This is a genomic window from Flavihumibacter stibioxidans (genome assembly GCF_014332695.1).
GTDB classification, from domain to species: Bacteria; Bacteroidota; Bacteroidia; order Chitinophagales; family Chitinophagaceae; genus Flavihumibacter; species Flavihumibacter stibioxidans.
Genome location: NZ_MBUA01000012.1, coordinates 57,858 through 72,426, shown reverse-complemented (window position 1 = coordinate 72,426; position 14,569 = coordinate 57,858). Strand labels below are relative to the sequence as shown.

Below are 14,569 nucleotides of genomic sequence, written 5' to 3'. Positions count from 1 at the left end.
TATGAAACTTTGGAGATTTTATTTATTGATAATACTGCTGAATGGAAGCGGTTTCCCGGTTCAGGCACAGGACTACCATGCGATCCAGGGGTCTAATCATGCCGGTTCACTGGGGGTGCATAATAATCCGGCCTCCATTTTAAATACACCCTATCCCTGGGATATTACCGTTGCCGGGATTCAGGCGAAGTACCAGACCAATGCCATCAGCGTGGTGGATTATTCACTTTTGTCTTCTCCATACAATTCAAAATTCATTATCGGCAGCGGCTATGACAAACGGTTTGGCAACGCCCAGTTCAATCTTAACCTGCTGAACGGCAGAATGGCCCTGGGCCGGAAAAAAGGTATAGCTTTTGGTGCCAGCCTGAAATCATTTTCAAACATTAAAAGCGGTCCCTACAATTTTATTGATACCATCGGGAATATTCACCAGTTCTTTTCCATTAATCCGGGCAGTGAACCATTTAATGCCAGAGTTCGCAGCAGTACGGTTTTTGAAATGTATGGCGCGTACGCACAGACCATCTGGGATAATGCAGGAACAAGACTCAACGCCGGACTAACAGTGAAGGTTAACCGTGGATTGTCCGGTGCCCGGGCAGATGTTGCGGATGTTACGAGGAATAAGAAAATGGTGAACGGCGAGGAGGAGCATGTGCTGACGGGTGGTAGTTTTAGCTACGGGTATTCTTCCAATTATGACAGGTGGGATGACAACAGGACAAATGCTGGTAACCTGCGTGATTTTTTGCACACAACAAGGGCCGGGTTTTCATTTGATGCGGGATTTGAATTAATCGTCAAGCCACCCGGGGAACCCGGATATATGGAGGAGGAGGAAAGCTGGTACGACTATGAGTGGAAACTGGGTGTTTCGGTGGTGGACATCGGCTGGGGGCAATACCGTTATGGGCTCGAAAGTCGCAGGGGGATCGTGCCTGAGGGGGGCGTGACCGGTTCTGAAATGGACAATACACTTGGCGAAGGCATAGATGGGCTGGCAGCACTGAATGATTCCCTTTCGACCATGTTCCCATTGGCGGGAACCGGCAGCGATTTCAGGATTTTTTCTCCCGGCAGGATGGTGCTGAATGCGGACCGTTATTTATACGGTGCCTGGTACCTGAATGCTGAAATGAGTATTAACCTGGTTGGCCTGCTGGGGGACCAGCGCCTGTATGTTAAGAACATGAACCTGCTGCGGCTTACACCCCGGTGGGAGCTGCGTCGCTGGGGAGTTTACCTGCCCCTGCTTTTAAATACCGAAAAACAGTTCTGGGTGGGTGCGGGTTTCAAGGCAGGTCCGCTGTTGCTGGGTTTTCATAATCTGGGCAACCTGTTTGGTAAAAATAAAATGGCCAGTGGCGGCGGTTATTTAGCCCTGGTCATCAGGCCGGGAAAAGCTGTAACAGGTGCTGCACGCTGGAAGAAAACGGATTGTTATGCCTATTGAACAGGTAATTACAATAAGTATTGAAAATTTGAAATTGCAGGTTAGATTGCAGCAGGAAAACTGAAGAAAAGCGGTAACTGGTTATACAATCCGGGGGCGCTGGTTGCCGGATGGGTAATCAATAAAAACATTGCATGGTACACCATAAAAAAACACTGGTACTTGGTGCTTCGGCTAACCCATCCCGTTATAGTTATCTGGCGATTAAAAGCCTTCGGTTCAAGGGGCACCCCGTGGAAGCCATTGGCCTTAAGAATGCCGAAGTGGAGGGTGTAGAGATCCGTACCGGAAAACCTCTTCTGGAGGACATCGATACCATTACGCTGTACCTGTCTGCGGAACGTCAGCGTGAGTATTATGATTATATCCTTTCCCTCAAACCCAGAAGGATCATTTTTAATCCGGGTGCCGAAAATGATGAATTATACGACCTGGCCCAGGCAAACCATATCTACCCCCAGGAAGCTTGCACGCTGGTGATGCTGAGTACGGGGCAATACTGATGGTGAATGGTGAATGGTGAATGGGGTTATTTAATTTCCATATAACAGTGAGGGCGGGTGTTGTATGTTAGTTTTTTGGTAAATTACAAAAACCCGTTTTTATGTTATGGAGAAAATTTAATGGCGACGCGATCGAAGACCCGATCCGTGACGCCGTAGAAAGAGCCATCAAACGTGAAACTGAAAATGGCTACCACCTGAAAGTTTGTATCGGCACCGATTCACAGGTGAAAGGCGTGGAAACGGAATTCGCCACCGTAATCGTATTTCTCAGGGAAGGTCATGGCGGATTCATGTTCATCCAGAATGAAAAAACCCGCCAGAAGTTTTCCATCAAGGAGCGGATGCTGGTGGAAGTGGCCCGAAGCATCGAAATTGCCTATGAACTGTGCAATCTTTTCACCGAGTACAATGTTGACATGGAAGTGCATGCCGACATCAATACCAATCCGCAGTTCAAAAGTAACGACGCGCTGAAAGAGGCTATGGGCTATATCCTGGGTATGGGATTTGCCTTTAAAGCCAAGCCGGAAGCTTTTGCCAGCAGCAGCTGCGCCAATAAGGTGGTCAACTAGGCCGATTGCAGCTTTTGCTTCTATGTCAAGGTGGTGCCACCGCACTGCTCAGGACCTCATCTCCCCCTGAAGTTCCTCTCTAAACGGTTTATTCGCTTGTTTGCTGGTTCAGCTCACTGATAATATTCAGGATTTTGTCGCGCCCCGTTTGCTTGATGGCGCTGGTTACCACATGGGCAGGAAGAAATTGCCAGGTCTCGCGCATGGCATCCAGGAATGACCGGATGTTTTTGGCCACTGTCCGCTGGTTCTCCTTGTCGGATTTGGTGAAGACCATGGTAAAAGGGATTTCCCACTCACCCAGCTGGTTTACGAATTCGAGGTCAAGCTCCTGCGGCTCGTGGCGGCTGTCGATCAGCACAAAGACCATCACCAGGTTCTCCCGTTTCCTTAAATAATTTTCAATCATCTTTTCCCACTGGCGGCGCTGGTTCAGTGAAACCTTCGCAAAGCCGTAACCGGGAAGGTCTACCAGGTACCACTGGCTGAAATCCTTCATCCCTTCCTTTGAAGTGCTGGTGATCTCAAAATGGTTGATCAACTGGGTTTTTCCCGGCGAACCGGAGGTCTTCGCCAGTTTCTGGTTCTTGCACAACATGTTGATCAGGGAGGACTTGCCCACATTGGAACGCCCGATGAATGCGTATTCCGGTCGGTCGGCTTTGGGGCATTTGTCCACCTCGGGACTACTGATCAGGTAAACTGCTTTTGAGATATGCATGGAGCAAAGATAGGGAGTCGTGACTTCGGTCTTTTTCCTTAATTTCGGCCCTCAATAAGCAAACGAAAACAAAACACATAAGTCAAATGGCAGAAGTGATATTGATGCCCCGTTTGAGCGACACAATGACCGAAGGAGTGATCGCAGCCTGGCACAAGAAGGTGGGTGAACCGGTGAAGAAGGGGGAATTGCTGGCAGAAGTTGAAACGGATAAGGCTACCATGGAACTGGAAAGTTACAAAGATGGTACCCTGCTGCATATAGGTATTGATAAAGGGGGAAAACTGCAGGTGAACGACCTGCTGGCGATTATTGGTGAACCCGGCGAGGATATTGCTTCCCTGGTGGCCGGTAATACCGGTGCTGCAGCAGCAACCACTGCTGCGCCAGCTGCCGGTTCCGCCCCTGTACCTGCTTCTGCACCTGCTTCTGCACCTGCTTCCGCTCCTGCCCAGACAGGACTGGATCTCTCCAAAGTGGAAGAAGTGATATTGATGCCCCGTCTGAGCGATACCATGACCGAAGGCGTGATTGCTGCCTGGCACAAAAAGGTGGGCGATACCGTTAGCAAGGGCGAATTACTGGCCGAGGTAGAGACCGACAAGGCTACCATGGAGCTGGAGAGTTATAAGAACGGAACACTATTATATATTGGCGCTGAAACCGGAACCAAAGTGCCGGTGAATTCACTGCTCTGTGTGATCGGGGAACCGGGAAAGGTTGATCTCGATGCCATCAGGGCTGCCGCCAGTGGCGGACCGGTGGTTGCCGGTGCAACTGCTGCCGCACAGGAAACCAGCGCTCCGGCTGTCGCTGCTGCTGAGGTTGGTTCATCTACCGAAAACGGCCGCATTAAAGCTTCTCCGCTGGCCCGTAAAATTGCTGCCGAGAAAGGCATCAGTCTCAACCAGGTGCAGGGAAGCGGTGATGGCGGACGTATTGTGAAATCCGATATTGAATCCTTCAAAGGTGCCGCGGCACCGGCTCCTGCCAAAGCAGCTGCTCCTGCTGCCAGCGCACCTGCCGCAATTATGCCATCTGCACCGGCCGGTACTGTGTCTTTCGACGAACGTCCGGTTTCCCAGATGCGCAAGACCATTGCGCGTAGGCTGGCAGAAAGCAAGTTCACCGCTCCGCATTTTTACCTGACCATGTCCATCGACATGGATAAGGCTGTTGCGAGCAGAACCCAGATCAACGAACTTTCTCCTGTCAAAATATCCTTTAATGATATGGTGCTGAAGGCTGTGGCCATCGCGCTGAAGCAGCACCCCACTGTTAACAGCAGCTGGCTGGGAGATACCATCCGCACCAACCACCATGTAAATGTAGGGGTAGCGGTTGCTGTGGAAGAAGGATTGCTGGTGCCGGTGGTGCGTTTTGCAGATACCAAAGGGCTTGCACAGATTGCAGTGGAGGTGAAAGATTTTGCCGGTCGCGCAAAGGCCAAAAAGTTACAGCCTTCAGATTGGGAAGGCAGTACGTTTACCATCAGTAACCTGGGGATGTTTGGCATCGATGAATTCACTGCCATCATCAACCCGCCCGATAGCTGTATCCTGGCGGTAGGCGCCATCCAGCAGGTTCCTGTGGTTAAAAATGGCCAGGTGGTTCCGGGCAATATCATGAAAGTGACGCTGAGCTGCGACCACCGGGTGGTGGACGGTGCCAGCGGAGCTGCTTTCCTGCAGACCGTGAAAAGCCTGCTGGAAGAACCCCTGAGAATGCTGGTTTAAACGCTACGCGTCTGACGCGCGTCTGACGTACGTCAGACGCACGTCAGACGCGTACAATATCAACCCGCCTGGATGGCGGGTTTTTTTATGGCTGAACGGAAAATGGTAAAAGCGAGCACACCAAGGGCAGCGGTCATCATGGCCGGCAATACCAGGGAGGCCGGCTTTATGGTCTGAGGCCGCGCCATACCAGGATCCAGCATTTCGGTAAGACTGCCGGAATCAAATAAACGGCCGATTCCTGCTGCATCTATGCAGGACTGGTCTTCTTCATTTCCCGACACATAAATAATATTCCTTCCAGACAACCCATAACGGTTGGCTATATACGTAAACATATGGCATTTCTGGTAGCTGTCCCCGTCTGAATCGTTGATAAACCAGGGGGCGGCATGCCATTCCCCGGTAATGATCCCGTCCTCTACCTTCAGATGGTTGGAGAGTACGAAATCGAGACCCAGTGTGTTTTTAAGGTGGTTGGCAACACAGGAGAAATTTTCAGCAACCAGTCCAACTGCATAACCACTTTTTTTCAGATTGGTTACCAGGCTTCGAATACCCGAAACCAGTGGCATGTCATCAGAAATTTCAAGGAGGTCGGGCATGCTGGTGCCTGCAAACAGGGCGGCAATGGCTTGCTGCCTTTCCGCAGGTTCCGTATAAAACTTGTTAATGGCTTCCAGACCATCCGCCAGCCCCAGTTTTTGGGCGGCTTCCTCAGGAAAGCTACCCTGCAATACCACCCGGTCCATTTCCAGCAACACCATTTTTTCCATCTTATCGATTGACTCACGGATGGAAGACTCCATCTGCCGGCTTATCAGGTCGATCTGACCAATGGTAGCGAGGTTCTGTACCCCAAGGGCATCGGCCTTGTTCAGGATTGTACGGGATACCTCCCTGGACATTTTGCCCAACTGTTCCAGGCTTTGCATGGCATTTTTCACCTGCCCGATATTCACCTCGCGGATCCTTGCCTGCAAACGGTGCATGTCGATCAGCAGACCGATATCCACCCCATAATCTTTTTCAAAATTCACTTTTTCAAGTAAGGATTTTTTCCCTGCGATCATTCCGCTTAAGGGTTGTTCCAGCCAGGCGAGGTCGGGAAACAGGATACTCAGCAAGGGTTTTGCTACCAGTTGGGTAACCCTTCCGGCCTGCCTTTTAAAGGTCGATTTTACAAAATCAGCTTCTTCATTAAGAATGGGGCCGGCCAGCAGATCCACCACATTGGGTGGGTAGGTGGTGATATCGCCATCCAGGTAAACAAGGGTATCGAATTTGGCAGCCAGCAGTCCCTCCCGCATAGACAGGCCCTTTCCCCGTTTACTGCTGGTGACAATGCGGACCGACTCCTTCATGGCCTCTTCAATGGTATTATCGGTAGAGTTGTCGTCCACCACAATTATCTCCACCGGCAGGGCCGTCTGGCGGACATTACGGATGACCTTCCGTATAGTAGCACCTTCGTTCAGTACTGGTATGATAACAGATACCATAGGCTGGATTTTTTTGGTGGATAGATGGTTTCTTTAAAGGTATCATCATTCGAAGGGATCCCGGCAGGGCAGGACCCCAGAAACCCTGTTTTAATGAAATTTTCATATCTGACCGGCATTAGACCCTGTGGCTCCATTTTAATTTGTAGATTGTATAGGTGAAAAAATGATTATATGAAACTGACTGTTATTTGTAGTGTTGTCATGGTTTTTATACTGGCAGCCTGCGGCTCTTCCGGGAATATCAGCAAAAGATATACCTACGAGGATAAAGAAGTGTTTAACCTGATCGCAAGGTTGGAGAAGAACCCTTCCGATCGGGAAGCCTCGCGCCTGCTGCCAGAATCTTACAATGCTGCCATTCAGAAAAGAAAGGAGATCACCAACCAGCTGAACCAGTCAGCCGGAACAGGAGATAAATACATGGAAATGGCAGGTGAGTGGGAAGTGTTGTTGCAGATGTATAAGCGAATCAGGGCATCACCGGCTGCGAGCAAGGCTTTGCCGGACCCATGGGATCCATCGCGTGCTATCGATAATGCCAGAAAACTGGCGGCAGATGAATACTATGATGCGGGTATGGTCTATATGGGTTACAATACACGTCAGCAGGCCCAGCAGGCGTATGATTATTTTGAAAAGGCTTCCAGGGCCTATCCGGGGTATAAGGATGTGGACAGGTTGTTGCAGGCAGCGGCCGCCCGGGCCACAATCAGGGTTTTGGTGAACCCGGTGAATTATAATCGTTTCGGGTGGAGTTACTGGGGATTCAGGAACGACTGGCTGCAACAGGAGATGGTGCGTGACCTGAACGCGCGTTCCTACAAAAATGTAAGGTTTTACACTGATTGGGAACTGCGGTCGCAGCAGCTTGTGCCGGATAGGATTGTTGACCTTGATTTTACGGAATTGTTTGTTGACCAGGTTCATTCTGATAGCCGGACCTACAGGCGTTCGAAGGAAATTGAGACCGGCAGAACCAAATCGGTTCCCCCGAAACCCATATACCAGACCGTATATGCAACAGTATATGTTAACCGGCGGTATATGTCCAGTTACGCCACCCTTGAATGCCGGATCTATGACCGGGAGACCAACCGGAATATGTTGTATGACCGCTTTCCGGACAGGTTCGACTGGAAACAGGAAACAGCCAGGTATACGGGCGACAGGCGGGCTTTAACGCCGGGTGACCTTGCGCTGATCAATAACCGGTATGACGATTATCCACCCGGCCGGGAGCAGATCGTGGAAAGGCTGGTACGAAATACCTACAATCAATTATTGAACCGGATACAGAGCGGCGTCAGTTTTTGATGGGGTAACCGGATTTGGTTCATTGCACCCCGCGGCGGTACACCCATTGCCTTTTTTGCGATGGTGGAGGGGGAGGAGCACCTCTGTCAAATAATTTGATGAGCAGGAACCCGGCAGCAAATCCCCCGATATGGGCTGCATAAGCGACATTGTCCTGCTGACCGCCCAATGAACCAAATCCGCTCACAACCTGCAGCGCAATCCACATGCCCAGGGCCACCCAACTGGGGATGGCGACGATGAACCAGCCCAGTAAGGCATTTACCCGCCTGGTTGGGTAGAGTAACAGGTATCCTCCCATTACTCCGGAAATGGCGCCGGATGCGCCCAGACTGGGTACCAGCGGATCGGAACCAGTGAATTGGGTAAAGAGTATATGGCTTAAGGAGGCAATGGTACCGGTGAGCAGGTAAAAGAACAGGTACCTCAAATGTCCCAGTCGGTTTTCCAGGTTATCGCCAAATATCCAGAGGTACAGCATATTGCCACCCAGGTGGGCGATACTGCCATGCATGAACATGGACGTGAGCAGGGTGAACAGTACCGGTATGGGGGTGGGCCCCAGCCCGGGCAACTCGAATACCTGGCCGGTTGCAAGGTCGCGAACCATCTGGCCTTCCGTGATGATATCCCTGTTGGTCAGAATTTCTGCGGGAACGGTGGAAAACGCATAAGTAAAGGCGGTGTCGGATCCCATTCCCTGGAGAAAGACGAATACAAGAATATTAATGGCTATCAAAGCCCAGGTGAAATAGGGGGTTATATGCCTGTCGCTGTTATCGTCGCTGATCGGAAAAAGCATAAGGTTGATTTACGGGTGGTAGAAAGGAAAACCGTTGGTTGGGCCAACGGTTGCATTCCTCTATAGAGATACATGCTATACCAGTAAAATTTGATAGCAACAATATAAACCATCTGCCTGAAACCATAAAAAATATTCACCCGTCGGGTCGCACCCGTCGGGTCGCACCCGTCGGGTGCCACCCGACGGGTGAAGACAACCGAAAAAAAATTAACCTTCGAAAATGATGGAGAAGATGATCTGGCGGCTTTGGACACGATCAATTACATTGGAGAATTTCAGGTTTTCATCGCGTGCGTGCACATTGCTGATGCCATTGCTGATCTTGATTTCGGGTGAAAAGATGAACATTTTGTTATAGAAATTGAATCCTATTCCGGCTTCAATACCAAAATCAGATTTCCTGAGTTTTACAAAGTTTTCCGCATTGCGCGAATTGGCTTTGGATGAGAGGTCGGTTTCATATTTGACTCCACCCATCATGTATACCCGAAAATTACCGATCCGGTCAGATTTCAGTTTCAGTTGAACGGGAACTCCCAGTAAAATGGATTCTACATTCTGGTCCATCACCGGTTTTTCATCATTGCCGCCATCGGCATATTTCAACTGGTAGTTGATCGATTTGTTTACAAATAGCAATTGCGGGAAAACAACCCTGGCCTCGAAGCGGTTGCTGATCCGGAAAGTGTGCATCCCACCGATTCCGAAACCGAAACTATTATTGGGATTGGTGACCATCACGCTGTCGGATTGAAGGAACCTGGGGTGCTGACTGATCTGGAAACGGTTGGAGGTTCCCATTATCACAATTCCGATATGGTACCATTTGTCATCATTGTCCGGCATGTTAAGGGTATTTCTCAACTGGGCAGTAGCTCCGGTCGAAATACCCAGAAACAGGGCGCAAACCATCAGTGAATAAACAAATTGCCTGGCTAACTTATTGCCAAAAAGATTGATTTGAAACATAAGTAGATGTACGTCAATAGGCTACACTTTTTTTCTGATGGTTTTAAGCTGGCCGGTCATACTGGTTGGCCATACTGGTTGCGCCCGTCAGTACGCTGTCCAATCAAATTAACGGCCAAACTTTAGAATAATTGTAAAAACCCCCGATTATAACAAGGGTTTAGTACCGGTGTAAATCGTACTGATTCCCAGGCTGAGCCGCTCAAGCCCTGTGTCGGTATAGCCGGTCTGGCCCAGGATATCGGTGAAATCCTGTCCTTCGGGAAAAGCTTTGACCGAATCGTTCAGGTACTGGTAGGCGTCTTTGTTTTTGGAAAACAACTTGCCAATTCCCGGCGTAACAATGTTCATGTAAAATGTATAGAGCGATTTAAACCAGGTGGCTTTGGGTTTTGAGAACTCCAGTACCACCAGTTTTCCGCCGGGTTTCAGCACCCGGAGCATTTCCGAAAGGCCTTTATGGAGGTGTTCAAAATTCCTGACCCCGAATGCTACCGTAACAGCGTCAAAACTATTGTCCGGGAAGGGGAGGTTTTCGCTGTCAGCCTGCATCAGTTCGATGCGGTCAGCCAGTCCCGCCCTGGCAATCTTTTTCCGGCCAAAATCCAGCATGCCGGCGGAAATATCTATGCCGGTTATTTTATCCGGATTCAGGTATTTCATGGTCATAAGTGCCACGTCTCCCGTACCTGTTGCCACATCCAGCACCTGTCTGGGTTTCAGTGATTTCAATTTCCCAATGGCTTTCTTTCTCCAGTAAACATCAATGCCTCCGCTGAGAAAACGGTTCAGGAAATCGTACCGGAACGCTATCTGGTCGAACATATCGGCCACCTGCTCCTTTTTACTCCTTTTTTCATCACCAAAGGGCACAATGGTATCGTGGGGAAGAGGATTGCTCATGGGGCGCGAAGTTAACCCCTTTCTATATCGGAAGGGCAGCCTGTTTTATTTTCCGGATCTAATTTCTATCTTTTGCCCATCAAAAGTTGCTATGCAGGAGATACAAACCAGCAAAGGTTTTAAAAGGGAAGTGGTTCGGGTTGCCGGAAGAATTGCACAGTTCATCCTGGTGTATTTTGGAATGGTGCTGATTGGCATACTGCTGGCTGCGGCCTGTGTGACGGGGGGCATCCTGCTGATCGCTGCCATGCCTAATGGGGTGGTGATCATGGTCAGCCTGGGCATCATCGGCCTGGGACTGATGGTGCTTATTTTCCTGCTTAAGTTTTTATTCGCCGTCAGCCGGCAGGATCGTTCGGGTTATATCCGGGTCACGGAAGCGGAGCAGCCGGAATTATACGCCTGTATCCGGGAACTGACCGCCGGGGCCGGCACCCCCTTGCCCAAGCACATCTATTTTTCGCCGGAAGTAAATGCCAGCGTGTTTTATGATTCCGGCTTCTGGAGCATGTTCCTGCCGGTGAGAAAGAACCTGGTGATCGGGCTGGGACTGGTTAACAGCCTGAATGTGGGTGAATTCAAAGCGGTGCTGGCCCATGAGTTCGGTCATTTTTCCCAGCGCAGCATGAAACTGGGGAGTTTTGTTTACCAGGTTAACCGGGTTATCCATAACATGTTGTACGAGAATTCGGGATACGCCAGGTTTCTGTCCGGTTGGGCAAGGATCAGCAGCTATTTCGCTTTTTTCGCCGGCATAACGGTGAAGATTATCGAGTATATCCAGTGGGAACTGAAGCAGGTGTATTCCAAAGTAAACAAAACCTATATGGGATTGTCCCGCGAAATGGAATTTCATGCAGATGCCGTAGCCGCTTCAGTAGCCGGTGGCAATAATCTCGCAACAGCGCTGCGCCGCATAGAACTGGCGGATTCCTGTTACAGCTCGGTGCTGAACACCTGTGATGACTGGCTGAAGCGTAACATGGTCTGTGATAATTTCTATCCTTCACATCGCTTCATGATCCTGGAAACGGCCGCATTTTACGAATTGCCTGTAAGCGACGGATTGCCGGCGGTTCCTGCGGACCATCCCCTCTACCAGCAGTTTACGAGGGTGAGTGTCAAAGACCAGTGGGCCTCACATCCACCAATAGACGAACGCGAACTGGCCCTGCATGACCTGGGAATGGATATGGAGACCGACCTGCGGGAAGCCTGGTCGCTCCTGCACAATCCGGTTGCGGTTCAGCAGGCTATGACGGAACTGGTATATAAAAATGCCGGCGTGGACCAGGCAGATAAGACCATGGGAGATGAAAAGGCTTTTGCGGAACAATACAGGTCAGATAAAATCACCTATTCATTTCCGTTAGAGTACGCAGGATGTTACGACGGGCGCCGCCTGAGTGACCTCGATATTGATGTTCTGCTGGCGGATGAACAGGGCAGGCAATATGCCGGGGCCGATTGGGCCTCCTGGTGCAATGCAGACCAGGCCAATATTTTGAAACGCATATCGGCAGCAGAAATGGACAAGACCTTGCTGAATGCCATTGTAAACAAGGACGTTGATACCAGCAGTTTTGATTTTGCGGGAAGAAAGTACCCGTCGGGTGAAGCGCAGGAACTGGCTGAAAAACTGGATCGTGAAATGGAAGCCTGGCAATTGCAACTGGTGGATTTTGATCAGCGGATGTTCCTGGCTGCATACTATCACGATAACAGTGGTTCAGGGGAAGATCTGGCCAGGCTGTACAGGTCTTACCTTGGAAAAAGATCCGGGGCCGACCGATTCTATGAGGCATCCGTAAAGGTGACTGAATTACTGGGCCCGGTTTTGTCTGGTGAAACCATCGGACTGGAGGAGGCAGGGCAAATGATCGATACCCTGAAAAAGGAGCATGAACCATTTTTCAAAGAATCATTCGCGGCCTTTTTCAAAGAAAACCTGTTTGACTTTAACGCCGAACTAAGAGAGAAGGTAATGCTTTTCCTAGGTGCTGATTTTTTGTATTTCGACGGTAAGGAGTTTTTTAATTCCGAACTGGATACCCTCCTTATACTGATGCGCGATACCTATGAATTACTGGGGGAGCGCCTTTTTGTACAATACCGCGAGTTGCTGAAATACCAGGCTGCTATCCTTAATAATCAAGTTCCAGTTTCAGCCGGTCTTTCAGTTCTTTCACCAGCGGGTATTGTTCCACCATCTGTTGAAAACGTTCCTTTGAATTGAGCGGGATCTCCACACTCATGGTGAAGTCATCCCTCTGCTCCACGATCACACTGAAGGTGAGGTAACGGTTGTGAAATCTTTGCTGCATGAATTCGGATAGTGGTATCCGTTCGCTGTCAATGAATTTCTGCTGCAGGTTGTTGGGGGTTACAACTGTAAAAGTCTGCCTGTCGACCACCCTGAGTTCCGCCAGTTCAAAACTTTGCGCTGCAGGGTTGCGGTTGGCTTTCAGTTGTTCCACGAACTCCTGCCATGCCAGCTTCAGGACTTCATCAGTCAGGAAAATTGTTGGAATTACCGTACTGTTCTGGGCAGAGGAACTCACCTGTTGCCTCAGTTTCTCGAGCGATCCCAGTTTGGGGGTGGAAGGTTTTGCTTTCCCGGTAACGATGTTTTCTTCTATCATCAGGACCGGGCCTTTTGTTTTGGCTGGCGAAGCAGATGGTGCGGGTGGGGCAGGTGGCTGTGGCAGTGGCTGTGGCAGTGATTGATGCAATGGCTGATGCAATGGCTGCTGCGGCTGGTTCGGCTGCTGTGGCTTTGGTGCCAGCCCGACTTGTCCGGCAGGTGGCATCCGGTCGGAGCCGGACAGCTGTTGTAATGACTCAGGATGTGCTATGGGCTGCAACACCCTGAAATTCATGGGCCTTGTTTCAGTCAGTTTTTTTTTACCGGTATCGGACACCAGTTCAATGGCCTGCTGCAGGTAACACAGCTTGATCAGTGCCAGTTCTACGTGCAGCCTTTTATTGCGTGCTCCCTTATAATTGATTTCGGCTTCCGCCAGGACATTGAGTGCGCTCACCAGGTAACCTGCGCTGAGCTGGCTGGCCATCTCCACATAGCGGTTGCGGAAACTTTCTACCACATCGACCAGCACGGCCACTTTCGCGTCCTTGCTCAGCAGCAGGTTGCGAATGAAGTCGGCAAATCCGTTCAGTACCAGGTCGCCTTCAAATCCTTTCCGGTTAATATCTTCATATAACAGCATGGCACCGGCGAGATCCTGTTTCAGCATGCAGTCCATCATCCTGAAATAATAATCGGCGTCCAGGATATTCAGGTGCTCCAGTGTATTTTGGTAGGATAGTTCACCGTTGGTGAAGCTTACGATCTTGTCGAGGATGCTGAGGGCATCGCGCATACAGCCTTCGCTTTTCTGGGCGATGACCTGCAGGGCGGCTTTGTCGGCATGAATGGATTCCTTCTCACAGATTTCTTCCAGGTGTTCAACCGTATCGTTGGTGGTTATGCGTTTGAAATCGAAGATCTGGCAACGCGATAATATGGTTGGCAGGATTTTGTGTTTCTCCGTGGTGGCAAGGATGAAAATGGCATAAGGTGGCGGCTCCTCCAGGGTTTTCAGGAAGGCGTTGAAGGCACTTGTACTGAGCATGTGCACCTCATCCACAATATATACCTTGTATTTACCGGCCTGGGGAGCAAAGCGGACCTGTTCCACCAGCGACCGGATATCATCCACAGAGTTATTACTGGCAGCATCCAGTTCATGGATATTCAGTGAGCTGCCTTCGTTGAAGGAAACGCAGGACTGGCAGGTATTGCAGGCTTCGCCGTCGGCGCCGGGATGTTCGCAGTTGATGGTCTTGGCCAGGATGCGTGCACAGGTTGTTTTACCCACCCCGCGCGGTCCGCAAAACAGAAACGCATGTGCCAGCTGCTGGTTCCGGATGGCATTCTTCAGGGTGGTGGTAATATGCGATTGTCCCACCACAGTTGAAAAATTCTGCGGACGGTACTTCCTGGCTGAAACGATGAACTGCTCCATAGGCGGCTAAATTAAGTAAATGTTTTGATCCTCCTCCCGGTGCTTCACCCGTCGGGT

The 14,569-nt window shown here is 50.2% G+C and carries 12 protein-coding genes; 6 read left to right on the top strand and 6 right to left on the bottom strand.

Features of this window, described 5'->3' with window-relative positions; translation table 11 throughout:
• The first annotated feature begins 1 nt into the window (after position 1).
• The 3 genes from BC349_RS07440 (at position 2) to BC349_RS07430 (ending at position 2,534) form a co-directional block, all read left to right on the top strand.
• On the top strand, positions 2–1,456 hold the full coding sequence (locus BC349_RS07440; protein WP_187256128.1) for a hypothetical protein: 1,455 nt from the start codon (positions 2–4) through the stop codon (positions 1,454–1,456).
• 134 nt (positions 1,457–1,590) lie between these two features.
• Positions 1,591–1,959, top strand: a complete 369-nt coding sequence (locus tag BC349_RS07435; RefSeq protein ID WP_187256127.1) for a CoA-binding protein — start codon at positions 1,591–1,593, stop codon at positions 1,957–1,959.
• A 101-nt stretch (positions 1,960–2,060) separates the two neighbouring features.
• Positions 2,061–2,534, top strand: coding sequence for a ribonuclease H-like YkuK family protein (locus BC349_RS07430; RefSeq protein WP_187256126.1), 474 nt, complete (start codon positions 2,061–2,063; stop codon positions 2,532–2,534).
• Positions 2,535–2,622: 88 nt separating this feature from the next.
• On the opposite strand, the gene yihA is transcribed toward BC349_RS07430, so the two are convergent.
• The gene (yihA, locus tag BC349_RS07425) at positions 2,623–3,255 is read right to left on the bottom strand and encodes a ribosome biogenesis GTP-binding protein YihA/YsxC (protein ID WP_187256125.1); all 633 of its coding nucleotides are present in this window, start codon (positions 3,253–3,255) and stop codon (positions 2,623–2,625) included.
• 86 nt (positions 3,256–3,341) lie between these two features.
• Between yihA and BC349_RS07420 the strand changes: the two genes are divergently transcribed.
• Complete coding sequence (locus BC349_RS07420; RefSeq protein WP_187256124.1) at positions 3,342–4,991, top strand: pyruvate dehydrogenase complex dihydrolipoamide acetyltransferase; 1,650 nt, start codon at positions 3,342–3,344, stop codon at positions 4,989–4,991.
• 59 nt (positions 4,992–5,050) lie between these two features.
• Here BC349_RS07420 and BC349_RS07415 read toward each other — a convergent pair whose 3' ends face one another.
• Positions 5,051–6,493 (bottom strand): glycosyltransferase, encoded by a 1,443-nt coding sequence (locus tag BC349_RS07415; protein ID WP_187256123.1) that lies wholly within the window; start codon positions 6,491–6,493, stop codon positions 5,051–5,053.
• Positions 6,494–6,667: 174 nt separating this feature from the next.
• On the opposite strand from BC349_RS07415, the gene BC349_RS07410 reads away from it, so the two are divergent.
• Positions 6,668–7,810, top strand: a complete 1,143-nt coding sequence (locus tag BC349_RS07410; protein WP_187256122.1) for a hypothetical protein — start codon at positions 6,668–6,670, stop codon at positions 7,808–7,810.
• Positions 7,811–7,829: 19 nt separating this feature from the next.
• Here BC349_RS07410 and BC349_RS07405 read toward each other — a convergent pair whose 3' ends face one another.
• The 3 genes from BC349_RS07405 to ubiE all read right to left on the bottom strand — a co-directional run bounded on the left by BC349_RS07405 (position 7,830) and on the right by ubiE (position 10,487).
• The gene (locus BC349_RS07405) at positions 7,830–8,612 is read right to left on the bottom strand and encodes a rhomboid family intramembrane serine protease (RefSeq protein ID WP_187256121.1); all 783 of its coding nucleotides are present in this window, start codon (positions 8,610–8,612) and stop codon (positions 7,830–7,832) included.
• A gap of 210 nt (positions 8,613–8,822) precedes the next feature.
• Positions 8,823–9,584, bottom strand: coding sequence for a type IX secretion/gliding motility protein PorT/SprT (gene porT, locus BC349_RS07400; RefSeq protein WP_246456850.1), 762 nt, complete (start codon positions 9,582–9,584; stop codon positions 8,823–8,825).
• Positions 9,585–9,731: 147 nt separating this feature from the next.
• Positions 9,732–10,487: a bifunctional demethylmenaquinone methyltransferase/2-methoxy-6-polyprenyl-1,4-benzoquinol methylase UbiE gene (ubiE, locus tag BC349_RS07395; RefSeq protein ID WP_187256120.1), complete on the bottom strand. Its 756-nt coding sequence runs from the start codon at positions 10,485–10,487 to the stop codon at positions 9,732–9,734.
• Between the two features lie 91 nt (positions 10,488–10,578).
• Here ubiE and BC349_RS07390 point away from each other — a divergent pair, with 91 nt between their 5' ends.
• Positions 10,579–12,723 (top strand): M48 family metalloprotease, encoded by a 2,145-nt coding sequence (locus BC349_RS07390; protein ID WP_187256119.1) that lies wholly within the window; start codon positions 10,579–10,581, stop codon positions 12,721–12,723.
• On the opposite strand, the gene BC349_RS07385 is transcribed toward BC349_RS07390, so the two are convergent.
• Positions 12,632–14,512 (bottom strand): DNA polymerase III subunit gamma/tau, encoded by a 1,881-nt coding sequence (locus tag BC349_RS07385; RefSeq protein WP_187256118.1) that lies wholly within the window; start codon positions 14,510–14,512, stop codon positions 12,632–12,634. The two genes, BC349_RS07390 and BC349_RS07385, sit on opposite strands and share 92 nt — an antisense overlap.
• Between the last annotated feature and the right edge of the window lie 57 nt (positions 14,513–14,569).